Annotated in this window: 27 protein-coding genes and 3 tRNA genes; 18 read left to right on the top strand and 12 right to left on the bottom strand. The window is 56.8% G+C overall.

Annotated features, from left to right (window positions below; genetic code table 11):
* Positions 1-163: 163 nt before the first annotated feature.
* From AC2FID_RS06845 to AC2FID_RS06830, 4 genes are all read left to right on the top strand, one after another.
* Positions 164-1,948: a sensor domain-containing diguanylate cyclase gene (locus AC2FID_RS06845; RefSeq protein ID WP_496836032.1), complete on the top strand. Its 1,785-nt coding sequence runs from the start codon at positions 164-166 to the stop codon at positions 1,946-1,948.
* Between the two features lie 39 nt (positions 1,949-1,987).
* Complete coding sequence (locus tag AC2FID_RS06840; RefSeq protein WP_496836030.1) at positions 1,988-3,145, top strand: alpha-hydroxy acid oxidase; 1,158 nt, start codon at positions 1,988-1,990, stop codon at positions 3,143-3,145.
* A 124-nt stretch (positions 3,146-3,269) separates the two neighbouring features.
* Positions 3,270-6,707, top strand: coding sequence for a pyruvate carboxylase (locus AC2FID_RS06835; protein ID WP_496836028.1), 3,438 nt, complete (start codon positions 3,270-3,272; stop codon positions 6,705-6,707).
* Between the two features lie 76 nt (positions 6,708-6,783).
* Positions 6,784-7,167: an MAPEG family protein gene (locus AC2FID_RS06830; protein ID WP_082637226.1), complete on the top strand. Its 384-nt coding sequence runs from the start codon at positions 6,784-6,786 to the stop codon at positions 7,165-7,167.
* A gap of 15 nt (positions 7,168-7,182) precedes the next feature.
* On the opposite strand, the gene AC2FID_RS06825 is transcribed toward AC2FID_RS06830, so the two are convergent.
* Complete coding sequence (locus AC2FID_RS06825; protein ID WP_496836027.1) at positions 7,183-7,311, bottom strand: hypothetical protein; 129 nt, start codon at positions 7,309-7,311, stop codon at positions 7,183-7,185.
* Between the two features lie 173 nt (positions 7,312-7,484).
* Between AC2FID_RS06825 and AC2FID_RS06820 the strand changes: the two genes are divergently transcribed.
* From AC2FID_RS06820 to AC2FID_RS06805, 4 genes are all read left to right on the top strand, one after another.
* Positions 7,485-7,559: transfer RNA gene (locus tag AC2FID_RS06820), tRNA-Gly, on the top strand.
* Positions 7,560-7,594: 35 nt separating this feature from the next.
* A tRNA-Gly gene (locus AC2FID_RS06815) sits at positions 7,595-7,669 on the top strand.
* 85 nt (positions 7,670-7,754) lie between these two features.
* Entirely contained in the window at positions 7,755-8,621 is an 867-nt protein-coding gene (locus tag AC2FID_RS06810; protein ID WP_496836025.1) for a GNAT family N-acetyltransferase, read from the top strand.
* A 55-nt stretch (positions 8,622-8,676) separates the two neighbouring features.
* Positions 8,677-9,279: a hypothetical protein gene (locus AC2FID_RS06805; RefSeq protein ID WP_282168839.1), complete on the top strand. Its 603-nt coding sequence runs from the start codon at positions 8,677-8,679 to the stop codon at positions 9,277-9,279.
* A 1-nt stretch (position 9,280) separates the two neighbouring features.
* Here AC2FID_RS06805 and AC2FID_RS06800 read toward each other — a convergent pair whose 3' ends face one another.
* The gene (locus AC2FID_RS06800; RefSeq protein ID WP_058274459.1) at positions 9,281-9,520 is read right to left on the bottom strand and encodes an Lrp/AsnC family transcriptional regulator; all 240 of its coding nucleotides are present in this window, start codon (positions 9,518-9,520) and stop codon (positions 9,281-9,283) included.
* A gap of 153 nt (positions 9,521-9,673) precedes the next feature.
* Between AC2FID_RS06800 and hisB the strand changes: the two genes are divergently transcribed.
* A complete protein-coding gene (hisB, locus tag AC2FID_RS06795) occupies positions 9,674-10,261 on the top strand; it encodes an imidazoleglycerol-phosphate dehydratase HisB (protein ID WP_496836023.1) in 588 nt (195 codons plus the stop codon).
* A complete protein-coding gene (hisH, locus tag AC2FID_RS06790; protein ID WP_496836021.1) occupies positions 10,262-10,900 on the top strand; it encodes an imidazole glycerol phosphate synthase subunit HisH in 639 nt (212 codons plus the stop codon).
* 4 nt (positions 10,901-10,904) lie between these two features.
* On the opposite strand, the gene AC2FID_RS06785 is transcribed toward hisH, so the two are convergent.
* Positions 10,905-11,306: a DUF2147 domain-containing protein gene (locus AC2FID_RS06785; RefSeq protein WP_058274317.1), complete on the bottom strand. Its 402-nt coding sequence runs from the start codon at positions 11,304-11,306 to the stop codon at positions 10,905-10,907.
* Positions 11,307-11,440: 134 nt separating this feature from the next.
* Here AC2FID_RS06785 and hisA point away from each other — a divergent pair, with 134 nt between their 5' ends.
* Complete coding sequence (gene hisA, locus AC2FID_RS06780; RefSeq protein WP_282168841.1) at positions 11,441-12,160, top strand: 1-(5-phosphoribosyl)-5-[(5-phosphoribosylamino)methylideneamino]imidazole-4-carboxamide isomerase; 720 nt, start codon at positions 11,441-11,443, stop codon at positions 12,158-12,160.
* On the opposite strand, the gene AC2FID_RS06775 is transcribed toward hisA, so the two are convergent.
* The gene (locus tag AC2FID_RS06775; RefSeq protein ID WP_282119114.1) at positions 12,161-12,607 is read right to left on the bottom strand and encodes a DUF302 domain-containing protein; all 447 of its coding nucleotides are present in this window, start codon (positions 12,605-12,607) and stop codon (positions 12,161-12,163) included.
* A 244-nt stretch (positions 12,608-12,851) separates the two neighbouring features.
* Here AC2FID_RS06775 and AC2FID_RS06770 point away from each other — a divergent pair, with 244 nt between their 5' ends.
* From AC2FID_RS06770 to AC2FID_RS06755, 4 genes are all read left to right on the top strand, one after another.
* Complete coding sequence (locus tag AC2FID_RS06770) at positions 12,852-15,074, top strand: fused MFS/spermidine synthase (RefSeq protein WP_496835935.1); 2,223 nt, start codon at positions 12,852-12,854, stop codon at positions 15,072-15,074.
* A gap of 115 nt (positions 15,075-15,189) precedes the next feature.
* Complete coding sequence (gene hisF, locus AC2FID_RS06765) at positions 15,190-15,951, top strand: imidazole glycerol phosphate synthase subunit HisF (RefSeq protein WP_282151632.1); 762 nt, start codon at positions 15,190-15,192, stop codon at positions 15,949-15,951.
* A complete protein-coding gene (locus AC2FID_RS06760) occupies positions 15,948-16,265 on the top strand; it encodes a phosphoribosyl-ATP diphosphatase (RefSeq protein ID WP_282151633.1) in 318 nt (105 codons plus the stop codon). The genes hisF and AC2FID_RS06760 overlap by 4 nt, the downstream gene beginning before the upstream one ends.
* Positions 16,266-16,337: 72 nt before the next feature.
* Positions 16,338-16,913: a hypothetical protein gene (locus tag AC2FID_RS06755; protein WP_282168843.1), complete on the top strand. Its 576-nt coding sequence runs from the start codon at positions 16,338-16,340 to the stop codon at positions 16,911-16,913.
* Positions 16,914-16,916: 3 nt separating this feature from the next.
* Here the strand turns inward: AC2FID_RS06755 and AC2FID_RS06750 are convergent, their stop codons facing one another.
* From AC2FID_RS06750 to rlmB, 4 genes are all read right to left on the bottom strand, one after another.
* Positions 16,917-17,387, bottom strand: coding sequence for a CoA-binding protein (locus AC2FID_RS06750; protein WP_496836017.1), 471 nt, complete (start codon positions 17,385-17,387; stop codon positions 16,917-16,919).
* A 198-nt stretch (positions 17,388-17,585) separates the two neighbouring features.
* The gene (locus AC2FID_RS06745; RefSeq protein ID WP_282151636.1) at positions 17,586-18,038 is read right to left on the bottom strand and encodes a YHS domain-containing (seleno)protein; all 453 of its coding nucleotides are present in this window, start codon (positions 18,036-18,038) and stop codon (positions 17,586-17,588) included.
* 104 nt (positions 18,039-18,142) lie between these two features.
* The gene (locus tag AC2FID_RS06740; RefSeq protein ID WP_200833257.1) at positions 18,143-18,457 is read right to left on the bottom strand and encodes a hypothetical protein; all 315 of its coding nucleotides are present in this window, start codon (positions 18,455-18,457) and stop codon (positions 18,143-18,145) included.
* Entirely contained in the window at positions 18,438-19,211 is a 774-nt protein-coding gene (rlmB, locus tag AC2FID_RS06735) for a 23S rRNA (guanosine(2251)-2'-O)-methyltransferase RlmB (protein WP_496836015.1), read from the bottom strand. The genes AC2FID_RS06740 and rlmB overlap by 20 nt, the downstream gene beginning before the upstream one ends.
* A gap of 116 nt (positions 19,212-19,327) precedes the next feature.
* Here rlmB and AC2FID_RS06730 point away from each other — a divergent pair.
* The 3 genes from AC2FID_RS06730 to AC2FID_RS06720 all read left to right on the top strand — a co-directional run bounded on the left by AC2FID_RS06730 (position 19,328) and on the right by AC2FID_RS06720 (position 20,829).
* Positions 19,328-19,411 (top strand) — tRNA-Tyr (locus AC2FID_RS06730).
* A 418-nt stretch (positions 19,412-19,829) separates the two neighbouring features.
* The gene (locus AC2FID_RS06725; protein ID WP_496836013.1) at positions 19,830-20,333 is read left to right on the top strand and encodes a hypothetical protein; all 504 of its coding nucleotides are present in this window, start codon (positions 19,830-19,832) and stop codon (positions 20,331-20,333) included.
* Positions 20,320-20,829, top strand: coding sequence for a PX domain-containing protein (locus AC2FID_RS06720; protein ID WP_496836012.1), 510 nt, complete (start codon positions 20,320-20,322; stop codon positions 20,827-20,829). The genes AC2FID_RS06725 and AC2FID_RS06720 overlap by 14 nt, the downstream gene beginning before the upstream one ends.
* Before the next feature lie 7 nt (positions 20,830-20,836).
* On the opposite strand, the gene AC2FID_RS06715 is transcribed toward AC2FID_RS06720, so the two are convergent.
* The 4 genes from AC2FID_RS06715 to AC2FID_RS06700 form a co-directional block, all read right to left on the bottom strand.
* The gene (locus AC2FID_RS06715) at positions 20,837-21,958 is read right to left on the bottom strand and encodes an alanine racemase (protein ID WP_496836010.1); all 1,122 of its coding nucleotides are present in this window, start codon (positions 21,956-21,958) and stop codon (positions 20,837-20,839) included.
* A complete protein-coding gene (locus AC2FID_RS06710) occupies positions 21,955-23,202 on the bottom strand; it encodes a D-arabinono-1,4-lactone oxidase (protein WP_496836008.1) in 1,248 nt (415 codons plus the stop codon). Before AC2FID_RS06710 ends, AC2FID_RS06715 begins: the two co-directional genes overlap by 4 nt.
* Positions 23,203-23,288: 86 nt before the next feature.
* The gene (locus AC2FID_RS06705) at positions 23,289-23,810 is read right to left on the bottom strand and encodes a DUF2478 domain-containing protein (RefSeq protein WP_496755033.1); all 522 of its coding nucleotides are present in this window, start codon (positions 23,808-23,810) and stop codon (positions 23,289-23,291) included.
* Positions 23,811-23,882: 72 nt separating this feature from the next.
* A complete protein-coding gene (locus AC2FID_RS06700; RefSeq protein WP_496836006.1) occupies positions 23,883-24,548 on the bottom strand; it encodes an NnrU family protein in 666 nt (221 codons plus the stop codon).
* Between the last annotated feature and the right edge of the window lie 61 nt (positions 24,549-24,609).

Genomic DNA, 24,609 nt, shown 5'->3' with positions numbered 1-24,609 from the left:
ATGTTGGCCGAGGGAAAGGGTTTGTTCACGCCTTGTTCGCACAGTTTTTGATGCTCTGTTACGATCAATTCTAATCAAGCGACTTGGACTGAGAACGGTTTCATTAACCATCTGTAAAACACCCGCCGCGATGATCAGTAAATTGCTGTGGGAGCGCGAAGGTATGACTCAGGATAATCGGGGGGCCGTAAATCACCGGCTGAAATGGATCGGTATCAGCATGTTGCTGATTTCTCTGACAATTGGATGCGGCTGGGGAATTTACAAATTGCCTGCGCCGCTGGTCGACAGGATGCTAAAGGTCGACATTCTCAAGCAAGCCGAACTGTGGAAGCGCCGCGTCGTCTTGCATCTGGAGGACCCCGAGAGCGCGCTTAAGACCGGCGTGATTGATGCGCATGACGCCGAATTTCTGGCCGCGATGCCCGAAGCTTCTGATGTTTACCGCTTCAAATTGCTTGACTCGAATGGGCGTGTCACCTGGTCGACTCGTCCGACAGAGGTAGGCAGTGTTGAAAACCGTGATTTCTTTCGCAGCGACGTTGCCAGAGGAATGATTCACTACATTCAGGAAGTAGTTCCACTGTCCGAGATCGACGGGCTTGATCTGCATACGGACAATATCCTGAACGCAACGCAGCACCATGTTGCCGAAGTTTTTATGCCCGTGGCCAAGAATGGGCGTTTTATAGGCGCCATTGAATTCTTTACTGATATCTCCGACTTGCGCACCACGTTCATCACGCGGCTTAGGATTTCTTTGACCGTTCTAAGTGGCATCGCCCTGCTTGCGCTTGTTGCCGTGTCCTTTGCCAGCTACCGGGCGAACCGCTTGCAATTGCGGGCCCTGCAAAAACAATCCGCCAAAGAGCGTGATCTGATGGAAGATCAGCTGCGCCTGGCCCGCGAAGTACGATTGTTAGGCGAATTGAACGAGTGGTTGCAATCCAGCCGGTCCTTGGACGAGCTGTTCGATATGGTCTCGCGCTTCATGACCCATATCCTACCCGAGGCTGAGGGCAGCGTTTACGTGTATTCCAACTCGCGCGACGTCCTGGATGGCTGTGCCAGTTGGAATGGCGGGACCCATAAGGCGCACATCCATCCCGAAGGGTGTTGGGGGCTTCGGCGTGGCCGAACCTATGAATACGGCGCGTCCGAGATCGACTTTGTCTGTGAACACGCCGAACCACATGACGGGCGACCTTATTTCTGCTTTCCGATACTGGCGCATGGGGAAACGGTCGGCCTTCTGCACCTCCGCGCCCTTGAGGGTACAGATGAGGCGTTTCACACGAGTAAAAAGCTGGCACAGCTCAGCGCCGAACAGATCAGCATGGCGATTGCCAATGTACGGATGCGCGATCAGTTGCATGACCAGTCCGTCCGGGACCCGTTGACCGGGCTGTTCAACCGGCGGCATATGCTTGAAACCCTGCGCAAATCCATCAATCGCAGTCAGCAAACCGGAGCGCCGCTCAGCCTGATTGCCGTGGATGTCGATCATTTCAAGAAATTCAACGACACCCATGGGCATGATGCCGGTGACATGGTGTTGCGTGCAGTTGGTGCCGCTTTGGAACAGGGCTGCGACCGGGATGAAGTTGCCTGCCGCATTGGTGGTGAAGAATTTATGCTGATCCTGCCCGACAATACATCAGACGACGCAGTCACCCGCGCCGAACAATTGCGGCAAGCGGTCGAGGCCGTCTCGGTGCGCTACGGTGAGAAATCCCTGCCCCGTATCACGATCTCGGTTGGGGTTTCGCATTATCCGGCACATGGCACCATGCCGCAGGATCTGATGCGCGCTGCCGATGATGCGTTGTATGCGGCAAAGGACAAAGGTCGCAATCAAGTGCAGGTCGCCGGCAGCGGAAGTGACTCACAGCAGATTTCCCAGCTCAAAAAGCCGGTAAAAGCCATTGGTGGGAAATCAACGGCTTAAAATCCTTGCCGAATCGCGCCTTTGGTCCGATCAATCCCCATGGACCTTCATAGTCGCTTTCCCGGCATCGCCGATCTGAAACACCGCGCCCAGCGCAGGATTCCTCATTTTGTCTGGGAGTATCTGGACAGCGGAACCGGGGTTGAAGCCACGCTGCGCCGCAATCGCGAGGGATTGGACCGCGTCGGTTTCCTGCCGTCTATCCTGCACGGACCATTGGAATTTGACACTTCGACCGAGTTCCTGGGTCAGACCTACCCATTACCGTTCGGCGTTGCCCCGATCGGTATGGCCGGCCTGATTTGGCCTGCCGCTGAAGCTCATCTTGCCCGCGCTGCCGCAAGCGCCGGTCTGCCATTTACCCTATCCAACGTTGCCTGCCAAAGCCCCGAGGACGTCGCGCCGCATCTGGGTGACAACGCGTGGTTTCAGCTTTATCCGCCAAAGGACCCGGACATTCGTAAGGATCTTCTGAATCGGGTCCGGGATGCTGGATTTACGACGCTTGTGATGACCGCAGACGTTCCGGTTGCATCCCGACGCGAACGGCAAACACGCTCGGGCCTGACCAATCCACCAAGATTGACGCCGCGCCTTTTGGCCCAGATCGCGATGCGGCCGGAATGGGCGCTTGGAATAGCGCGCAGCGGGCCGCCGCGGATGCGGACACTGGACAAGTATACGGACAACTCCAGCAACTTGCCCCCGACGGCCCATGTTGGGTATCTGCTCCGCACGTCTCCGGACATGGACTATGTTCACTGGCTGCGCGATGCCTGGGATGGCCCGCTGATTGTGAAAGGCGTGCAGCGCCCTGAAGATGCCGAGCCATTGCAGCGGGCTGGCGTCGACGCCATCTGGATATCGAATCACGGCGGACGACAATTCGATGGTGCCCCCGCCGGAATCGACGCCTTGCCTGCAATCCGCGCGGCCACAGACCTGCCCCTGATCTTCGACAGTGGTATCGAAGGTGGTCTGGACATCTTGCGTGCCAAGGCCCTTGGGGCCGATTTTGTGATGCTGGGCCGTGGCTTCATGTATGGGCTGGCCGCCCTCGGCGCCAAAGGCCCTGCCCATGTCATCGACATTTTGCGGCAGGATATGCACGCGAATATGGGTCAAATGGGGGCTGTGTCGCTGAATCACCTGCCCCCAGTCGTGCCGCTTGCCGATGCTGCGGTGCAGCGTTATTAGATAAATAGCGCTAATAGGGGGCGTTTGCGAGCGTTAACATGCCGGTTCTACCCAGAACGACTGATATACGTGCGCGTATTGTCCGCCTATCAACACGGCCAAACAAGTAGGACCGGGACTCGACATGACTGAATTCACCAAGATCCTGATCGCCAACCGAGGCGAGATTGCCATTCGCGTTATGCGCGCCGCCAATGAGATGGGCAAACGCACCGTTGCCGTCTTTGCCGAAGAGGACAAGCTGGGCTTGCATCGGTTCAAAGCGGACGAAGCCTATCGCATTGGCGAAGGGATGGGGCCTGTTGCGGCCTACCTGAGCATCGATGAGATCATCCGCGTCGCTAAAGAATGTGGGGCAGATGCGATCCATCCCGGCTATGGCCTGCTGTCCGAGAACCCGGACTTTGTCGATGCCTGCGTGCAGAACGGCATCACCTTTATTGGCCCGAAGGCGGAAACCATGCGCGCCTTGGGTGACAAGGCCAGCGCGCGCCGCGTGGCCGTCGCGGCGGGTGTGCCTGTGATTCCGGCGACTGAGGTTCTGGGCGATGACATGGATGCGATCCGGGCCGAGGCAAAAGAAATCGGTTATCCCCTGATGCTCAAGGCGTCGTGGGGCGGTGGCGGGCGCGGTATGCGCCCGATCCTATCCGAGGATGAACTGGAAGAGATGGTTCTGGAAGGCCGTCGCGAGGCCGAGGCCGCGTTCGGCAATGGCGAGGGTTATCTGGAAAAGATGATCATGCGCGCCCGCCATGTCGAGGTGCAGATTCTGGGCGACAAGCATGGTGAGATCTATCACCTGTATGAACGCGACTGCTCGGTCCAGAGGCGGAACCAGAAGGTGGTCGAGCGCGCCCCTGCCCCGTATCTGTCCGAAGAGCAGCGTGCCGAGATCTGCGAACTGGGCCGCAAAATCTGCGCCCATGTGAATTATGAATGCGCCGGCACTGTTGAATTCCTTATGGATATGGAAACCGGCAAGTTCTACTTCATCGAAGTGAACCCACGTGTTCAGGTGGAACACACCGTCACCGAAGAAGTCACCGGTATCGACATCGTTCAGGCGCAAATCCTGATTGCCGAAGGCAAAACTCTGGCCGAGGCCACCGGCGCAAACAGCCAGTCGGATGTGCACCTGACCGGCCACGCGCTGCAAACCCGGATCACCACCGAGGACCCGCAAAACAACTTCATTCCCGACTACGGTCGTATCACCGCCTATCGCTCGGCCACCGGAATGGGCATCCGTCTGGATGGCGGCACCGCTTATGCGGGGGGTGTGATCACGCGCTATTACGACTCGCTGCTGACCAAAGTGACCGCCAAGGCGCCGACACCCGAGGCTGCGATTGCCCGGATGGACCGCGCTTTGCGTGAATTCCGAATTCGCGGCGTCAGCACCAATATCGACTTTGTCATCAACCTGCTCAAACACCCGACTTTCTTGTCGAATGAATATACGACCAAATTCATCGACACGACGCCGGATCTGTTCTCCTTTAAACGCCGCCGCGACCGGGGCACCAAGGTTCTGACCTACATCGCCGACATCACGGTGAACGGGCATCCCGAGACCAAGGACCGCCCCGAACCTCGCGCTGATCTGAAAGACGCAAAGCCCCCGGCACCGAACTCCGAGCCGCAGATGGGCGCTCGCAACCTGCTGGAACAAAAAGGTCCGCAAGCCGTTGCTGATTGGATGAAGGCGCAGCGCCAGCTTCTGATCACCGACACAACCATGCGTGACGGGCATCAGTCTCTGCTGGCGACCCGGATGCGTTCGATCGACATGATCAAAGTGGCACCAACCTATGCAGCGAACTTGCCCCAGCTATTCTCGATCGAGTGCTGGGGGGGCGCGACCTTTGACGTGGCCTATCGTTTCTTGCAGGAATGCCCGTGGCAGCGCCTGCGCGACCTGCGCGAGGCGATGCCGAACCTGATGACCCAGATGCTGCTGCGCGGCGCGAACGGGGTCGGTTACACCAATTACCCTGACAACGTTGTGCAGGAGTTCGTGCGTCAAGCATCGCAGAACATCGACGTGTTCCGTGTGTTCGACTCGTTAAACTGGGTCGAGAATATGCGCGTGGCCATGGACGCCGTGGTTGAGAACGGCAAAATCTGTGAGGGCACCGTCTGTTACACCGGTGATATTCTGGACCCGGACCGCGCCAAGTATGACCTGAAATACTATGTCGGCATGGCGAAAGAACTGCGCGATGCAGGTGCACACGTTCTGGGTCTGAAGGATATGGCGGGTCTTTTGAAACCGGCCTCGGCCAAAATCCTGATCCGTGCGCTGAAGGAAGAGGTCGGCCTGCCAATCCACTTCCACACACACGATACTGCCGGTATCGCCAGCGCCACCATTCTCGCTGCATCCGAGGCGGGCGTGGACGCGGTGGATTGCGCGATGGACAGCTTCTCGGGCAACACTTCGCAGGCGACGCTGGGCACCGTGGTCGAAGCACTGCGCCATACCGAGCGCGACACCGGGTTGGACATCAAGGCCATCCGTGAGATCAGCGACTATTTCGAAGCGGTTCGCGGCCAGTACGCAGCCTTCGAATCCAGTCTGCAGGCTCCGGCTTCTGAGGTTTACTTGCACGAGATGCCCGGCGGACAGTTCACCAACCTCAAGGCGCAGGCGCGTTCGCTGGGGCTGGAAGAACGTTGGCACGAGGTCGCTCAGATGTATGCTGACGTGAACCGGATGTTCGGTGACATCGTGAAGGTGACACCGTCATCCAAGGTGGTCGGTGACATGGCGCTGATGATGGTCAGCCAGAACATGACCCGCGAACAGGTCGAAAACCCGGATACCGATGTGGCCTTCCCCGACTCGGTTGTGGACATGATGCGCGGCAATTTGGGTCAACCTCCGGGCGGGTTCCCCGACACTATCGTAACGAAGGTCCTCAAGGATGAAACACCCAACACAGATCGCCCGGGCAAGGATGTCCCACCGGTTGACCTTGAAGGCACACGCGCCGAGCTGTCCCAACTTTTGGAAGGCAAAGAGGTCGATGACGAGGATCTGAACGGCTATCTGATGTATCCAAAGGTGTTCCTGGACTACATGGGGCGTCACCGGGCTTACGGACCTGTGCGCACTCTTCCCACGCGCACCTTCTTCTACGGCATGGAACCCGGCGAAGAGATCACGGCCGAGATCGACCCCGGCAAAACACTGGAAATCCGCTGTCAGGCCATCGGTGAGACCGATGAAAAGGGCGAGGTCAAAGTGTTCTTTGAACTCAACGGCCAACCGCGCGTGATCCGGGTTCCAAACCGTCTGGTGACCTCAACCACGCAGTCCCGTCCTAAAGCCGAGGCAGGCAACCCCAACCACATCGGCGCGCCGATGCCCGGCGTGGTGGCCACCATTGCCGTGACCGCGGGCCAGGAGGTCAAGGAAGGCGACATGCTGCTGACCATCGAAGCGATGAAGATGGAAACTGGCATCCACGCCGAGCGCGATGCGACGGTCAAGGCTGTGCATGTTCAGCCGGGCAGCCAGATTGACGCAAAGGACCTACTGGTCGAACTGGAATAAACGACCTAACCTTTTCGGGAACAAGGGCCGTTCGGGGAACCGGGCGGCCCTTTTTTGATCCTGAAAGGAGCAGACCATGCTGTCCATCACCCCAGTCTATGCCGCATTGCTGGCACTTCTCTATGTCGCGCTCAGTGTGCGGGTCATCATGCAGCGCCGCGGCGACAAGATTTCTTACGGCGATGGTGGTAACACCGACATGCTCAAAGTGATGCGCACGCATTCCAACTTTGCCGAATATGCACCGTTTGCCCTGTTGCTGATCGCCATGGTCGAGCTGCAGGGCGCCGGTGGCTGGTTGGTCAATCTGTTGGGCCTTGGCATTCTGGCCGGGCGCGTGCTGCATGCCTATGGGTTCGGCCGCAAACCGCAGATCGTGATTCTGCGCCAGATCGGCATGTTGCTGACCTTCGCCGTGATTGTGGTAGCAGCCATAGCCAGCCTTTTGATGGCGCTGTGAACCGGATGGCGGGGATTACCCCGTCAAAATCTGCGTTTCGATTCGAGGGGATTCCGTAAAAATTGATTCGACATCGCCCATTCGATTCTCGCCTTTGCCAGACACCGCCGTAGCCAGCAAAATCATCGCCGCCAGGGCCGCCATCTTCAGATCCTTAGTATACGTCATTTTCGTCACCTCCACCGTTCTTATTCTTGGATGCTCTGGTTCTTGAACGGTTAAGAGGCGCGTTTCCGTCGCAAAGAATTTTCCTCTTTTTTGTTTTTTCCGCTTGAAGCCCTGCTTGGGAATTAATACACCCCTCCTCACTCAACGGCGCGGGCGTAGCTCAGGGGTAGAGCATAACCTTGCCAAGGTTAGGGTCGGGCGTTCGAATCGCCTCGCCCGCTCCATTGAGAGACCGAATGGTCGAAAATATGTATCTGATGCGGGCGTAGCTCAGGGGTAGAGCATAACCTTGCCAAGGTTAGGGTCGGGCGTTCGAATCGCCTCGCCCGCTCCAGATACAAACCTCTCTGAACATGCTGGTTCTTTGTCTGGTGTTGCGGCATTCTCGAATGGCACGCAATCACAACAGAGGTGCGCTGATGCCAGAATACGTTATTCGCGCTTTGACTGAAGACGAAGTACAAACGGCCGTCGATTGGGCCGGCCAGGAAGGCTGGAACCCAGGGCTACACGACGCGGTCTGCTTTCGCGGTTCCGACCCTGAAGGGTTTAAGGGCGGTTTCCTGGATGGGCAGATGATCGCATCGGCCTCTGCTGTGAATTATGACAATAACTACTCGTTTTTAGGCTTTTATATCGTGCAACCCGAGTATCGCGGATCGGGATATGGGCTGCAGGTTGCCGAGGCGGTCAAGGCGCATTGCCAGCACCGGAACATGGGCATGGACGGTGTCGTCGAACAGCAGGACAATTATCGAAAATTCGGGTTCGAGCTGGCCTATGACAATTACCGCTTCTCGGGCACGGTGGGTAAAATCCTAGATCAACTGGGCCGGTCCCTTCACGATCAGATCACACCCCTCAGCGCCCTGTCAGATGATCTGAGGTCGTATGATCGGGGCCTGTTCCCTGCACCGCGCGACACATTCCTTCACGCCTGGCTCGGTGCGCCCAGCCACGTCTCTCGCGTGTTCGAAGAAGATGGTCAGATCAAGGGCTATGCAACCCTGCGGCGATGTTTGAGCGGGTACAAGGTCGGCCCCCTATTTGCGAACAATCCCGAGATCGCACAAGCCCTTTTAATGTCACTGCTGGCTACACTTCCCGCCGATCAGATGGATGCGGAGGTCTTCATCGACATGCCCAACCCCAACGCGCATGCTATGGCAATGGCGCAACAGTTGGGTTTGACCAAAGTCTTCGAAACAGGTCGCATGTATTCCAGCCACGCACCAAATATTGATCTGGACCGGATTTACGGCATCACAACATTCGAACTGGGGTAAATTAACCCCACACTCGACATTCCAAAAGCGCATTTACAAAAAGGAAATCTATAGAATGCCCAGCGATACCCAAAAGCGATTGCTGCTTGAGATGTTTGAGAATCTGCCGGGCGTGGTTTTCATGCTTTTGTTTCGGGCCACGGATGATATGCGATTGGCCGGGTGGATCGGCACGGTTCTGGCCGCCTCGGTTTGCGTTACCTATGTCAGGAAAACGCTGCGTCCACAGCCCATTTTACTTGGTATCAATCTCTTCATGGTGGCGATCACGCCACTGATCGAATGCCTGATCTTGCTTGGCTATCGCGACACGGCGACGATTTTGACCCGGAACATCGCGACCCTCGTTATTATGAGCGTTTTCTTGACGGGTGTCGTTTTGACCTTGTTCAGAACGAACGGATTCCTGAACTATCAGACCAATGGGACAAAACAGAGAAACACGCACTCTGCCGTTTTGCTGATTGTCTGCGCTTTCGGTGTGGTTTGGTCGCAATTGGCCGGAGAAAACTATCTGGTCTCGCTTGGCATTCCGCTGATGGTATTGTTCGGTGTGCATCAGTTGCTCCGGGCAGGAACAACTGATCAGCAGGCGCGCAATGGCGCGATTTTGGCATGTGCCGCGCCACAAGGTTCCGTGTCCGACGCTTCGGCCTGACTCAGAACGCCTTGAAGGTCATAGTGGTCAGCGAACGCTCGATATTCGGGATCACAAGCAGGTTTTCATTGATGAAATGACCGACATCGTCGGTTTCAGGGATGTAGAGCTTGAGTAGCAGGTCATATTCGCCGCTGGTCGAGTAAAGCTCGGAGTGAATCTCGCGCAGCGCGATCTCTTCGGCGACCTTATAGGTGGTGCCGGGTGTGCAGCGGATCTGAATGAAAACGCAGGTGGACATGTTTTGGACCTGTTGATTGAGTTTCCGGCAGGCTGGCATGGCACGTCACCGGGCGCAATCCCCTGCAACAGATTGTAGTGAAAGCAACGCTTGGTCTGGATAAGCCGACCAATCCCCGTCTATAAGCGCGCCTGTAGCAAAAGGAATTCGCCCATGCGCAGCGCAAAGATCAGCCGTCAAACCGCCGAGACCGAGATTTCGGTCGAGGTCAATCTTGACGGAACCGGCACCTATGACAACCAAACCGGTGTTGGGTTCTTCGATCACATGCTGGACCAACTTGCGCGCCATTCGCTGATCGACATGACGATCCGCGCCAAGGGTGATTACCACATCGACGACCACCACACTGTCGAAGATACCGGTATTGCACTGGGTCAGGCGCTGACACAGGCATTGGGCGACAAGAAGGGTATCCGACGCTATGGCGAGTGCCACCTGCCCATGGATGACGCGCAAGTACGCTGCGCTCTGGACTTGTCCGCGCGTCCATTTCTGATCTGGAACGTGGACCTGCCGACACCCAATATCGGCAACTTTGACACCGAATTGGTGCGCGAGTTCTTTCAGGCGCTGAGCACCCACGGCGGCATCACGCTGCACATCGACCAGTTGCACGGCTTCAACAGCCACCACATCGCCGAGGCCGCGTTTAAGGCCGTCGCGCGTGCGTTGCGTTTGGCGGTCGAAACCGATCCGCGCAAGGCGGACGCGATTCCGTCCACGAAGGGCGCGTTGTAGATGCTGACGGCCATTATCGACTACGAAAGTGGCAATCTGCACTCGGCCGAAAAGGCGTTTCAGCGCATGGCGCGCGAGATGGACGCGGGTGAAGTTGTCGTAACCTCGGACGCGGAGGTGGTTGCCCGTGCGGACCGGCTGGTTCTACCCGGTGACGGCGCTTTTCCCGCCTGCGCGAATGAGCTGCGCGGGCACAAAGGCATCTACGACGCGATGGTCGAGGCCGTCGAACAGAAAGGCCGCCCCTTTCTGGGCATCTGCGTCGGCATGCAATTGATGGCCTCCAAGGGTCACGAATATCGCGAGACCGACGGTCTTGGCTGGGTTGCAGGCGATGTGGTGCGGATCGAGCCGTCAGATAGTGCGCTGAAAGTACCGCATATGGGCTGGAACGATCTGGTTCTGGAAAACGAGCACCCGGTCTTTGCCGGGGTGCAATCAGGCGATCACACCTATTTCGTGCACTCCTACCATTTCCGTGTCACCGATCCGGCGCAGCGTCTGGCCTTTGTGGATTATGGGCAGGAGGTCACGGCCGTGATCGGCCGCGACACAATGGTTGGGATGCAGTTTCACCCTGAGAAAAGTCAGGATGTGGGCCTGCGGATGATCGGGAACTTCCTGACCTGGACGCCCTGAGCGGTTACTGAACCCGCGTCCAGTCCTGCCCGCGACACACGAGACCGCCTACAGCACAGCCTTTGACGGTCAGCTTGTTCTGGCTGTCCAGCGTCATTTTCGAGCTGTAGGTCTTGTCCCGGTCCGGGGCCCAGATCTTGCCGCCGCTATAGCTGCCGCCGCCATCGGGCACCATATCCCAGATGATCTGCTTGCCGAGGTTTTCATACGCCAGCTGCTCATTACCGTCTTTGTCAAAGGCGGTGTCGATGGTGCCACAAATCGCGCTGCCGCATTCCGAAATCGAAACGTGTAGATACCCACCGGTATCCCCGGGCTGAGTCTTCCAAAGACCGTCAACCGGATCGGCTGCAAAAGCAGCGCTGGCCAATACCGCAAACCCGGCTGCAAGTGTGAATGTTTTCATGATTTCCTCCCTTATTTCTGCTCAGTCTGGCCCGGCTGGGCAATTCCGGCAAGATTGACTTGGCGTCGCGTTGCATCCCCTGCCCCGCATGTGCGATATCCCGCGCGAACAAATCAGATATAGGGCCGCCTGACATGATCCTCTACCCCGCCATCGACCTCAAAGACGGACAGGCCGTACGCCTGCTGCGTGGTGAAATGGATAAGGCAACGGTGTTCAACGAAAACCCGGCGGCACAGGCCCGTGCTTTTGTCGAGGCAGGCTGTGAATGGCTTCACCTCGTCGATCTGAACGGCGCTTTCGCGGGTGAGCCGGTCAACGCCGCCCCGGTTGAAGCGATCCTGAGAGAATGCAACGTGCCCGCGCAGTTGGGCGGTGGCATTCGCGACATGTCCACGATTGAGACATGGATCGACAAAGGTCTGGCGCGCGTGATTCTGGGCACCGTGGCGGTCGAAAACCCCGATCTGGTGCGTGAAGCTGCCAAGGAGTTTCCGGGCAAAGTTGCTGTCGGCATCGATGCGCGCGACGGCATGGTGGCCACCAAGGGCTGGGCCGAAGAGACCAACGTGAAGGTCACCGATCTGGCCCGCAGTTTCGAGGACGCAGGCGTTGCGGCCATCATCTATACCGACATTAATCGCGACGGGGCGATGCAGGGGCCGAACATCCAGGCAACGGCAGATTTGGCCCGTGCGGTGTCAATCCCGGTCATCGCCTCGGGTGGGGTCAGTTCGCTGGATGATCTGATCGCCCTGCGTGATTGTGGCGTGGCATTGGACGGCGCGATCTCGGGCCGGGCGCTTTATGATGGCGCGATTGACCTTTCCGAGGCCATTCGCGCCTTAAGCTGATCACTCGGCCGCAACCGAAGTCAGTTTTGCAAGCGCACCGCGCATCTTTTCGATGACAGGTGATTTCTCGACTTCGTCGAGCTCATCCATCGTCTCTTTCGGGTCCTCATAGGCCAGCCAGACCTGCCCGGTCTCGTCTTCGTATGCCTGCACTTTGAGCGGCAGGAAAAGCCCGGCACGTGGATCAATCTGCATCGCGGGCGTACCCAGTGCCGGGTTGCCAAAGATCAGAACCTGATTGGCGGGGATGGTCAGACCGACCTTTTCCGCACCAGCTGCATGATCGACGCGTGCAAAGACGGTCGCGCCCGCATTGCCAACGGCAGCTTCTAGCGCGTCCAACGCCTCTTGCACCGATTTGTTCGTGTTTACTTTGATGATGTCGTCAGCCATGGCAGACATCGCCCCTCCAAAAGTCAAAATTGTTGCCAATATCAGATTTCGCATATCGGGTTTCCTTCTGTAAATTTCATCCAAATTGTCTCAGCTTTTCGCGAACTTGCAATCACATCTCCGGCATCGGCGAAGCCTTGCCACGCACCCGACCCCTCGCAACTTTGAAACCCGCGCAGACCGTCCCGTATTCGAGAACAATAACCCATTCTGACAGATATTTTACCCAGCTTGGCCCAAACTTCGTCTTAATTCGCCTGTAGCAGTTCGCAAAAGAACTCGAGCAGGGAATTCCACCGTGAGTATTACCAGCACAGAATATTCGAACAATTCTTGGTTCAGAATTGCGATCATATTCAGCTTTTGCACCACAGTTTTTGTCAGCGCTTCTCTATTGTTTTTTGTTCAGCCCCTGTTTGCCAAGCTGGTCTTGCCGCAAATTGGTGGCGCTCCTGCGGTTTGGACGACCGCTATGCTGTTCTTTCAGGTGGTTCTGATCGTTGGCTACATTTACGCCCATGTGTTGACGAAATGGATCCCCTTGCGCTGGCAGCTTGTGACTCACCTGGCACTTTGGGCGGCTGCACTGACATACCTGCCCCTCACAATAAGCGACGGCTGGAGTTATGACGCATCCAGCTCGACCGCGCTGCAAACCCTTAAGTTGTTTGCCCTGGGTGTCGGCCTGCCATTTGCGGTTCTTTCTGCCAATGCGCCATTGCTTCAGGCGTGGTATTCACGGTCCGGTGGGCCTTCGGCAGACGACCCCTATTTCCTATACAGCGCAAGTAACGTCGGTTCCCTGCTGGCTCTTTTGGCTTTTCCTTTGCTGGCAGACCCCCTTCTGGGTGCCAGTGCGACCAGTAACATTTGGTCCATCGGGTTTGTCATCTTCGGTGGGTTAATGGCGATAAGTGGCCTTATTGCGCTGCGCGGATCGAGCAGCGTCATTGCGCCGATCGCAGCTGATATCGCGAAGAGCACCCCAAGAATGAAGCAGATTGCAACCTGGATTGTGATCGCCTTTGTACCTTCATCTCTGATGCTGTCATTTACCACGAAAGCCAGCACAGATCTGGGGTCAATCCCGCTTATCTGGGTTGTGCCTCTGGCAACTTACCTTCTTTCCTTCATTTTCGCCTTTGCGAAATTGAAAAGACTAAGCGCGAAATCTCTACACGTTCCAATGATTTTGGCACTGGCGACAGGTGTAGTCTTGCTGTCCAACAAAATCGGCCACCATTCGGGCCCAATCGTCTTTTTGTTGTACGTCCCCGTACTGTTCGTAATCGCCCTGTATGCGCACAGGTTGCTTTACGAAATGAGGCCGCCAGCAGAACAGCTTACAGTGTTCTACATCGCGCTGTCGGTAGGCGGCGCATTCGGTGGATTGTTCAATTCAATCCTTGCCCCTTTGGCATTTGCCCAAGAAGTCGAGGCGCAGCTGACACTGTTCTTGGCCAGCGGATTGCTCTTGATAGGAAAAGGAACAGTTACGCCCAGAAACCTGGCGATCGGTCTGATAGTCAGCTACCCGATCCTTCTTCTGTTCGGCATGATCGATGGAGTTGACCTTATTGCAGACGGGCCTCTGAGTGCACTTGTCGCAACCGCAATGCTGCTGGGTGCATTGATCCTGTTTCGCAGTCAACCTGCACGTATCGTCGCCATCATCGCGGCGCTGATGCTGCCGGTCCTTTGGCCACATAAGGGTTCGCTACTTCAGGATCGGAGCTTCTTTGGAACCCATAGGGTGTACTCGGAAGCGGGCCTGAGAATTTATCAAAACGGGACCACTCTGCACGGTTTGCAATTGGAATCAGAATTTGGCGAAAAACCAACGCCGAAGTCATACTTCTACCCCAACGGTCCGATCGCTCAGGTCATAACATCCGATTTCGGGCGTGACGCCGACAGCATTGGCATTATCGGCCTCGGAGTTGGGGCCCTGGCCTGCTACAAACTTCCATCGCAGGAATGGGCCTTCTTTGAAATCGACGCCATGGTGGATCAAGTGGCGCGCGACCCATCCCTTTTCACCTACATCTCGGAATGTGCACCAAACTCGCCAACGCATCTTGGTGACGCTCGTATCGTCCTGGCGCAGACAGACTATACCTTCGATGTACTCGTTCTGGACGCCTACAGCTCTGACGCAATCCCCCTGCATCTGACAACTGAAGAAGCGGTGCGGATGTACATGGATCGACTGGTTGATGACGGGATTCTGGTTTTCCACATCACCAATCGCTACTACGACTTGGTTGACCCGCTAGCGCGCATTGCAGGCAAGCTTGGGCTTCATACCGCCAGTCAGTTTCATCAGATCGAGCCGGACAGCAATGAACTTGGCGCGCACGAATCCCATGTGATGATTGCCAGCCAAGACCAGTCTAAGATCGACAGTTTTGTCGAGAGCGGAAAATGGAAGGCCGTGGTTTCGGATGGAGGTGAGCCGTGGACGGACGACAAGGCCAATCTTCTGTCTGCGCTCAAATTGCTAAAGGACAACAAGCAATAGAACCGGCGCAAGATCTTAGCCAATGATTGACCCCGCCATTTTCCGCAACGCGCCCTAACGGTACTGGAAAAGGCGGGGTTTTGCCGATACAGGTGCGCCAACAAAGGACGCCGGTATGCTGAAAACCCGTATCATTCCCTGCCTGGATGTCGCCGATGGCCGTGTTGTCAAAGGTGTCAATTTCGTTGGCCTGCGTGACGCGGGCGATCCTGTAGAGTCGGCCAAAGCCTATGACGCAGCAGGCGCGGATGAGATCTGTTTTTTGGACATTCATGCCACCCATGAAAATCGTGGCACCATGTTCGATGTGGTTCAGCGCACGGCAGAACAATGCTTTGTTCCGCTAACGGTTGGCGGAGGCGTTCGTACCAAAGACGACGTTCGGGCGCTGTTGCTGGCTGGCGCGGACAAAGTCAGCTTCAATTCGGCCGCTGTCGCCAATCCGGATGTCATCGCAGAAGCTGCCGATCAGTTCGGCAGCCAGTGTATTGTGTGTGCCATCGACGCAAAAACAACCAGCCCAGGCAAGTGGGAGATCTTCACCCACGGTGGCCGCAAGCCGACCGGTATCGACGCGGTTGAGTTCGCCAAAACCGTTGTCGCCAAAGGGGCTGGCGAAATCCTTTTGACCTCAATGGACCGCGACGGCACCAAGGCAGGCTTCAATCTGCCGCTGACCCGCGCGATCTCGGACGCGGTGGACGTGCCGGTGATTGCTTCTGGCGGCGTAGGCAACCTGGATCATCTGGTCGAAGGTGTGACAGAAGGCGGGGCCAGTGCCGTGCTGGCGGCCTCGATCTTCCATTTCGGCGAATACACCATCCGCGAAGCCAAAGAACACATGGCTGCGGCTGGCATCCCCATGAGGCTGACATGAACATCCTGCACGATCTGGCCGCGACAATTGAGACCCGCAAAGGTGCCGAGCCCGACTCTAGCTGGACCGCAAAACTGCTGGCCAAGGGGCCAGAGAAATGTGCCGAGAAGTTCGGGGAAGAGGCTGTTGAGGCCATCATCGAAGCCGTCAAAGGCGACAAGGACAAGCTGACCGCCGAGGCTGCGGATGTCCTCTATCACCTGTTGGTCATGCTGGCCGCGCGGGACGTGGCGCTGGATGACGTTTTGGCCGAGTTGGCCCGACGCCAGGGCACAAGCGGAATCGCGGAAAAGGCATCACGCCCAAAGACCTAAGCGCGGGTTCCGTCCTGCCGCCCTGCCCTGTATAGTCAGGGACCAGTGTGGGACCGACCGAGGAACGCGGGAATGACCAGGGCTCTGGCCAGTGTAATGGCTTTGCTTTCGCTTGTGATGATTACCGCGTGTTCGGCGCCGCCGCGCACGACCGGTGATGAAGTTCAAAGACTGGCAACGGAAATCCGCAGCCTTGGTCCCGACATCGACCCCGAAGAAGCCGACCGCGCGGCCCGCATCGCCTATTCCTATACTGCGCAGCTGGTTCAGGAATACGAAATTACTGACCCTCCGCTGATCCACAATGCCAAGGTCAACAAGGGTCTACGCCCGCGTGGGCTGTGTTGGCATTGGGCCGAGGATATCGAACGTCGACTGAAGCAAGAGAACTTCCGGACGCTGGACTTGCACCGTGCGATAGCAAATGCGGACAACCAGTTCAGAATCGACCACAGCACAGCCATCATCAGCCGCAAGGGCGAGACGATGTACGAAGGCGTGGTGCTGGACCCATGGCGGTACGGCGGTGTTCTGTTCTGGTCGCCCTTGGTGGAAGACACCAAGTATGAGTGGGTGCCCCGAAGCGTTGTTCTGGAAAAGCGCCGCCAGGAACAATACGGGGAATTGCTGCCGTATGTCGGCGGCTAACCTTCACAGTCTGGAAGAAATCACTCCGGTCGCGAATCCACCCATGCGCAGCTCACCGAACAGGCGCTGATATTCGATTTTAGGGCAGCGATTCATCACCACATCCACGCCGCGCGCCTGTGCTTTGGCTGCGGCTTCGGGGTGTTCAACGCCGATCTGCATCCAGATCGTGCATAGGTTGGGAAAAGAAGACAGTGCTTCGTCGACTATTGACGGAACAGCTTCGGAACGGCGAAAGATGTCAACCATATCGACCGGCTGAGTAATCTCGGACAATGACGCGCGAACGGTCTGCCCGAAAAGTACTTTCCCGGCATGACCTGGGTTCACCGGGATCACCGTGTATCCCTTAAGTGAAAGATACCGAGCGACATAATAGCTGGGCCGCACCGGGTTCATCGAAACGCCCACGACAGCAATCACCTTGGTGCGACGCAGGATGTCTTTCAGGAATGGGTCTGTGTAATTCGGCATGCGGGCACCCTAGACTTGGCGCAGCAAAGAAAAAAGCGCTCAGGTCGAACCTGAGCGCCAGTTGTTGGAACGAGGGACAGTGAAATGACCCGCGGCAGTTCCGTTCCGCGGTCACTGTGACATTTAGGCATAAGTTTAGAGAAAAAAAGAGGGGCGTCGCATTTTTGTGATGACAGCCCAAAGAAGGCGGAAATTCGCCTAGTCTTGATACAGCACCACAGGCCAGTTTTCCTCGGCCATGTGAATGTATTCTGCACGATCTCCACGCCAGAGCTGCTCAATCTCAGGCGAGTGGGTCAGGTACAGCCGGCCTTCCACCATGTCCCAAAGCATCGGATCGGTGCTTTTTAAGATACCTTGCGCCATGGCATAGGCGCAGTAGCCCCCGAACTGAGGGGAAAAGGCGCGAGGATTGCTTTCAAACAGATCGCGATTCTCGGCCGAGGCGAAATGCCACTCAGCCCCCTTCCAGATCACAGAATATTCTGGCAATCCGCGGACCGGCGTTTCCTCAAGAAAATATGAGACAGGGTCGTAGCCGGCCATGACGGCACCGTCCGCCTCATAGAAGACGGGCATGTCCTGTGCTTGGGCGGCAGAAAGAAGGGCAACGGCGGCTATCGCGCCAAGTATGAAACGTTTGATTGGCATCACATGCTCAGGATTACAAATTCAGGGTATCAAAATGCAATCTTTTGTCGCGCGAAACACCCCTATTAACGCGGTTGTGAACGCTCGTGTCGCTTTATCCCGCGTCAGTCAAAGATATCCTCGACCACATCCCATGCTTCATCAATGACGCGCGCAAAAATCCCCTTTTTCTTCTTTTTCTTTTTGGACTTGTATGCGGTAGCGGTTTTGTAGCTGTCGCGCTTTGGCTTGTCATTGCTCAGCTTGCGCTTGGGAACCATCTTGAGGTCATGCAAAGGGGCCCCACAGCTAGAGCAGCTGAGTTCGTGGCGTTGCTTCCCTTTCAGAACCAACGCAGCGCGCGTTCCGCAGTAACAGCAAGTAGCGATTTTGGTCGGGCTGGTAATGGCTCTCTCCTGTCTATCGATGCCTTGAAGCATATAAGGCAATTGCGGCAGCATTTGAGACGTTAAGAGAACCAAACCCACCGGCTGCGTCGATTTTCACCAGTTGATTGACAGTTTCCTTGGTCTTTTGCCGCAGGCCGGGTCCTTCGGCCCCCAGCACCAACGCGACAGGTTGGTCCAGTTTGCCGCCCAACGCCGTCTCGATGGTTTGTTCGGCCTCACCGTCCAGACCCAATACCAGAAAGCCCATGTTCTGCAGCTCGACAATGGTATCCGCCAGATTGCGCACGCGCAGATAGGGCTGACGCTCCAGTGCTCCACTCGCGGTTTTGGCCAGCGCTCCGGTTTCCGGGGCCGAATGGTGTCGCGTACCGATCACGGCACTGGCTCCAAGCACTTCGGCCGAGCGAAGAATCGCCCCAACATTGTGCGGGTCGGTAACGCGGTCCAATAAAATCACCCTGGGATGCTCACGCCCAATGCAATTTTCAGCCAGCCCGCCCCAATCCAGCGGCTTGACCTCAAGTGCAGCCCCCTGATGGACTGAACCGGGATCAATGGGCGCGGTGAATTTTCGCGGATCGACCATTTCGGCCTCAATCCCTGCAAATTCAATCGCTTCTGCCAGTTTATCCCGTGCGTTCCGCGTCACAATCAGTTTCAGTTTCTGCCGGTTCGGGTTCATCAAAGCATCCCGAACGGCATGCAAACCGAACAGCCAAACGGTTTCAGACGCCGCAGCTTTGCGCGCCTGTTCCTTTTCAACGACCCACTTGGGTTTCTTCATTTCTTGGGCCTCCGGGCCGGGAATTCGGTTTCCTGCGTCAAAGCCAAATTTTCCTGTTGACGCTTCTTCAAGGCGCTAGTAATCACGCCTCCACGTCAGGTGCAACGCCTGACAGTGGGCGACAGGCCGCAAGGTGTGGCAGGGGACTGTAACTCCCTCGCGGAGACGCACGCCTGGTTCGATTCCAGGGTCGCCCACCACTTTCCAATCACATAGAGATCCCTCGATCCAAGCATTTTCGTTTGCACTGGCCTTCGATTGCGAGGCTCTGTTGCAAATTGTTGACCTTGGCAGAACGCTACGCGATTGCGCCGACGCTGGCCCACAGCTGTTGATTCTGGGGATCGCGGTCGACACCGGAACGGTCATAGCAGGCGATACACTGGTCGGTCTTGGTGCCAGTCCGACTTGGCGCGATTTGGAAGACTGGCTTAAAAACCTGGCCGGGCGCTTTTGTCATATTCAGCAGGCTCAGGCGGGAACAAAGGCTATACTTCGATCCTACACTGGAATTGTCCTTTTTCTATTACCCTAAGACGGGCCTAATCGGCTCATCACCTTTTCTTGGCGCTGGACCGACCCATTGAGCCAGGTCGCTATATCCGGGTCGAGGACGTCATGTCGGGGGCAACTAACTTTTCTTTAGGCTTCACTGCTGACCGCGATCTTCGGCTGGCCCGACCAAGTCATTCGCTGACCCTGGACCGGTATCAGCAATATCGCCATTGGCCCCAATCGGACGCGCCGTTTACCGCAGATGCAGATATTGACACTGTTGCATCAGAAATAGTGACACGTCTCAGGGCGACAGCTGGTGCACTTGCGCGATCTTGCCGGTCCGCCATTCCGATTACCGGTGGGTATGACAGCCGGGCACTGGTCGCGTCGGCCAAGGAGCACCTTGAACATGTCAGTGCGTTTTATACGCACCGGGTTAACTATCTGTCATCGCTGGATTGTCTGCTTGCCCAGAAAATTGGACAGAAACTTGGATTCGAACCCGATTTGATTGACGGCATGAAGTTGACCGAAAAACGTGCCCCCTCGGATGCACCGAGCTTAGATGAGAAACTATTCGGCCTACGCACGGGGGGGGCACACGTCGACGATGGGGTATCGTGAATTGGCAGCGCATGCGTTCCTCCCTGATGCCCAGATCTCTCTGCGCGGCAACGTCATGGACATGAACCGTGCAAATCAGTGGAAAAGGCAGGATGCGTTTCGGTTTCTTCATCTGGTTCGACGTCTGCGCCTAAGGGCACCCGAAGGCATTCAACAAGCCGTTTTTTGGCAGCGTGAGGTGATGACTTGGCTTGACACACTGCCGCCAGAAGCGCGCGCCAACGCATATGACCTTTCATTTCTTGAGAACATCCTTCCAAACACAATGGGTGCCATGCTGAACGGGATGCCATGTCACTTTACGCTCAATCCGTTCAACGACAGATACCTGATCTCGCGCAGTATGGGCGTCACTCCTGCCCGGCGCCGAAATGGAGAGCTGAACGCGGCGATCTTGCGTCAGTCGGTGCCCGAACTGGCCGAGCTTCCTGACAACCAAGAAATCAAACGCGACCCCGAGGCGCGCCGCGCCGCCGAAGCCGTGTTTGCAGATTAACCGACGCCTAGTTAGGCAGGCATGGCCATTCACTAACCACCTGCCCGCCTCGGACGGCCAGAATGGTGCCGAACTGAGTCAGCACAGCCTCGCTTTGATCAGGGCGCAGCAGTGCGATGTCGCCCGGCGATACGTCTGCCGAACGCGGGCCTGTCCACACTTCCTGATTGCTTGAACGGCCAAAGACCGCTGAGTAGCCAAACGCTGCTGGGAAAACCGGCTGGGCAAGGAAGTGGCCGCCAAAGATCGCAATATCCGTTTTTTGTCGCGGCAAGAACTCCAGACCCGGCAATGCGTTTCCCGGCATTACTTTCAGAACTGGTGTCGCAATGAACGCGGCTGGGTCAAACGCCTGCGTCGTGGCGTGGTCAAAATCGCCGGGCTTTACCAGGACCGAGCCGAATGCCACCTCATTCGCAGAACCCTCGGCAAGGTAGGATTGAAAGGTCAGGCTGCCGCCTGTGTTCAGACACAACCCATCCTCGTCACGCGGCAAAGCGGCGACGGCTGTGTTGAACGCATCTGCACTGGCCCGAACCGCGCGGTTGCGCAGAATGCCGGGCAGTTTCGCCAAATGCGCCTCGTAACCCATGACCCCGGCAAGCTGCCCGTATGGGTGCGCTATTATTTGTTGGGCAAGTTCTGCGACATTCTGAGAATTTAGCCCGCCACGGTGCAGGCCGATATCCAGCTCCAAAGACAAACGCAGTGACGTCTGGCGATCTGAAGCCAACGCCAGATATTCGCCAAGCCGAGCTGGGGTGTCGATCAACCATTGAACGCGCCTTGCCGCGTCGTGATTGGTGGTCAGTAGCCTTGCAGCCGTACTGACAGGCAAGGGCTTGCCGATCAGATGGTCCGTATCGGGCTCGGCCATCAAAAGCGCCTGCAACATCGGTTCGGAAAACGTCATCAGGCCAGAGCTCGAGATGCGCTCGCGAATGAAATCCAACAAAGGAAGACAGGGCAGAGACTTGGCAACCAGCCTGCGGGCCAGCCCAGCGTCAGCAGCCCTGTTCGCGACAACACAATTGGCGTCCAACAAGTCTAAGTCCACTACGACGACGGGCTTGTCGACCCCGTGTGATCGCAGAACATTTGACAGAGCATTCAGGGCTGCTGCGTTCATGGTCGAAACAACCGAGCAAGCGAGGGCGTCAGAAATTTACCCTGTGGATCGAGCTGTTCGCGCAACGCGCAAAACTGGTCAAAACCCGGATACATTACGGACAGGTCTTTGTAAGTCAAATTGTGCAACTTGCCCCAATGAGGGCGGCCCCCTGCTTCGACAAATAGCGGCTCAATGGCTTCGAAATACCGTTTATGATCCTCGGCTGCGTCGGTGTGGATGGCAATGGAAATGCGCGGCCCACCCTGGAACGGAGACAGACAGGCCGTGTCACCAGCGGTCTGGCGCACCTCGATCGGAAAGTAGATATCCTTATGGTCGCGGTGCAGGCGCGTCAGAATCTCTTGCAGAACATCCCCAGCCACATCTGGCGGCAGATGGTATTCCATTTCCTTGAAACGAATATGCCGGTCGCTACACAAAACCCGCCAGCTTTCGCCGACGTAATCCTCGTCCGACTGCGCAAGCGTCAGTAGCTTGAGCATCGCACGGCGCAAACCCTCGCTGATCCGCCCCGCGCTGCGTGCAAGTTTCAGTACTTTTACAGCGATCATATCCAAATCGCGCGGTGCCTTGCTTTCGGCGGCATCGATGATGGCGTGACGTAGCTCGACAGTTTTTCCGGTAAACGGGATGCAGAAGAATTCGAAATTCCGGTTCTCCGTCCAATTCTGGTGCATCGTGGCCAGACTTTCCTCGACCGAGGCAAGCTGAACCTGACGACGTAAGTTGTATTTTGGCACGACTGAAATCTGCGCTTCGGTCAGAACGCCTAGCATCCCCAAACTGACCTGTACCATCTCAAGCGGGATATCATCCGTGGTCAGAATATCTCCACTTGCTCCGATCATCTGGGCTGCAGTGATTTCTGCCGCAAGGCACGGCAAGTCCCGCCCGGTCCCATGCGTCGCAGTCGACGCCGCACCCGCCAGCGATTGGGTGTTGATATCCCCAAGGTTTCGAAATGCCAGTCCTTTGTCCGCCAGCGCCGGTGACAGATCCCGCAACCGCGCATTGGCGTTGACCCACACCCGATCCTGCCGGGCATCACCAAGCGTTGGCAGATCCAAATCAGACAAGTCCACGATCCGGTCACCACCGGCCACGATTGGCGTAAAGGAATGCCCCGCACCCAAGACCCGCAGGCTTTGGGGTCGCGCGATCTCATTTTGCAGTTCAGCAATCGACGTCGGGCGCGCTATTGGCGTATCCGTGCGCTGGTTTCCGGCCCAGTTGGTCCACATGCACTGTCTCCTCCGAGAGAGAGGATTGCAGCACATGCGACACGAAACAAGTCAGGAAAACAGAAGCTTACCCGACGGGAGCTTTGTCAGGCCGCGGCCTCACGTTGCGCAGTGACGCGGTCGAACCATGCAATGATGCTTTCTGGATCAGGTGCGATCTGTTCGGCAGCACCACCAGTGAACGCGTCGAATTTTTCTTTGTTCAGACCGTTCACACCAACAAGGACGGGAATATCCAGTGCCAGAGCTTCGGCAATCACGGGGCGGAATCCACGCCCGTCAGCCTCGTGCTTGCCGAATTTGTTGATGATCAGTAATTGCGGCGCATCGGCCAGCGAAGACGTCACATATCCTACGGCCTGTTCCAACGCAGCAGGATCCAAACGGCAACCGCGCGACTGCTCACCAAGGGATTGCGAGATGCGAATGGTCTCTCCCTCGGGCAGAACCCGAACATCCATGTCACACTTGCTGCTATCCGCGCATTCGGTATTAGTTTGCACGACTCCGGCAAGGCTCGCGCCTTTCGCGAGCAGGTGTTCGGCAACCGCGCTTAAAAGGCGATCGGTTGCGCCGCGGTCGGTGGTAGTGACATAGGCCAGATGCATCTAAGGACCCCTAAGTACAGATTTGTGACATTCCAGATAGCACGCAAGTACTCGCGCGGCCACTCTCTTGCTTTACGGCAGTGGTGACAACCCGATCACAGGCGCGTGCAGATGAAGCAGGGCCATGTAGATGATGATAGCAACAAACCAGACCCAAGGGCGCGTCCAAGGACGCGGCGCGCGCAGCGACAGACGACCTGTATTGCGGGACAACCGAGTCCATTCCATACCCATATCGCGTTGTTTACGGCGGTCGATCAAGGCCATGCCTAAGACAGAAAAACCGGCAAAAAGGCCAAACAGGATCACGTGTGACAGACTGCCATTGGCCAGCAGATGCGCCACTGCCCACAGCATCAAGGCGACAAGAATAGGGTGGCGCGTTGTCCGCAGAATGCCCGGTTTTTCAGGATCGAAGGCGCGGCGCCCCATCCCGCCAAAAGAGAACGGGTTTTGGATCGACAAGCCTGCAACCGCCAGCCAACACACGATCGGCATCACCAAGAGTGGTGCCCAGCGAAAAATGGCAAGCGGTGGTATGACCTCAACGTAAGGCGCTTGGGCTGCGGCGACGATTAGCCATACGAGAACCAACAGGGACAATGCGGAATATGCCGCGAAATATCCCTTGCGCCCCAGTGTTTCGATAAGCCGACCGCGTACGGCCGGTCTTACCGGAATGGCATGGCTGAGAAGAAAGGTGATCAGTGCTGCGAGGAAGAAGGCCCAACCGGTCATCGTATTCTCCGAACGTGTTACACGCGGTCTACTTCCCGAACGCTGTCCGGTCTTTGTCTAA

Source organism: Ruegeria sp. CDSC068, from assembly GCF_059610545.1.
The sequence above is the reverse complement of the archived record's forward strand: the minus strand, read 5'-3'. Positions and strand labels throughout refer to the sequence as shown.